Raw genomic sequence first — 1,336 nt, forward strand, 5'->3', positions numbered from 1 at the left:
GAAAGTTCGTGTTTCCAAATGTAAAATTTGGACACTTACTTTTGACAAGCAATAAATATGAATATTAAAAGGAAACTCGACTTCGCTGAGTAAGTTCGAAAAGCTAAATATAAAATTTAGATACTCACTTAACAATTCTCAAAGTCCAATTACAATGCCACTTTACCTATTGCATATATCAACACACATTTAAAACAGAGCCTTTGTTTAAAATAAAATTAAAAACATTTATGTTATTAATGATAAATCAAGTATGATAAAATAAAACATGGTAATAATTTATATTAAAAAGAGTATTATTTTTAAACAAATTGGAGGAAGAATATGTACAAATTAATAGCATTAGATATGGATGGAACATTACTTACAAGTGATAAAAAGGTTTCTGAAAGAAATAAACAAGCTATAAAAGCAGCTGAAAAAAAAGGTGTTAAAGTAGTTTTAGCTTCAGGAAGACCTAGTGAAGGATTAAGACAATATTTAGAAGAACTTGAATTATTAAAAGAGGATGATTATGTTCTTAGTTTTAATGGTGGAGTAGCTCAAAATGCAAAAACTGGTGAAATAATATCAAGAACTGTTTTAAAAGGGAAAGATTTAAAATATATTAATAACATAGCTAAAGAATTAAATGTGAATATACATGCATTTTCTGAAAAATTAGGATTGATAACACCTAAAATTAGCCAATATACAGAAGTTGAAGCAGAAATAAACGGAATTGGTATAAGTATTGTAGATTTTGATAACATAGATGACACTGAAAATATAATAAAAATAATGATTATAGATCCAGAAGAAGTATTAGAAGAAGCAATTAAAAAATTACCTAAAGAAGTTTATGAAAAATATAATGTGTTAAGAAGCACACCTTTCTTCTTAGAATTTATGAACAATGAAGTTGATAAAGGTGAAGGTTTAAAAAGACTTGCAGAAACTTTAGGAATAAAACAAGAAGAGGTAATAGCAATGGGAGATGCAGGAAATGATTTATCAATGGTTAAATATGCAGGTCTTGGAGTTGCTATGGAAAATGGATTTGATGAAGTTAAAGAAAATGCACAATTTATAACTAAAAGTAATGATGAAGATGGAGTAGCTTACGCAATAGAAAAATTTGTTTTATAGGCATGCTGATATTATCGTATCAAGCTTCATGGACTGAGGACTTTGCTTTATATGCGTGTTGATATATGCATCAGTCAAGTGAGCTAAGCAATTGAACTTCGGAATACTAAAAATGCCTATAGTCCCATTTTAGCTTGCTCTCAATATGCACATGAGACAAGCAATAACTGTGACAATACTCATTAACTATTCCCACAGTCCAATTACC

The 1,336-nt window shown here is 28.5% G+C and carries 1 protein-coding gene; it reads left to right on the top strand.

Annotation, left to right across the window (positions count from 1 at the left end; translation table 11 throughout):
• The first annotated feature begins 324 nt into the window (after window positions 1-324).
• Window positions 325-1,128: a sugar-phosphatase gene (gene yidA, locus NG904_RS16715; RefSeq protein ID WP_252225455.1), complete on the top strand. Its 804-nt coding sequence runs from the start codon at window positions 325-327 to the stop codon at window positions 1,126-1,128.
• Window positions 1,129-1,336 lie beyond the last annotated feature (208 nt).

The organism is Clostridium sp. ZBS15 (assembly GCF_023845705.1).
GTDB lineage: Bacteria > Bacillota > Clostridia > Clostridiales > Clostridiaceae > Clostridium > Clostridium aquiflavi.

Bases quoted from the DNA above. Each gene is read 5' to 3' on its own strand.
- yidA (WP_252225455.1), top strand. From the start codon at position 325: ATGTACAAATTAATAGCATTAGATATGGATGGAACATTACTTACAAGT.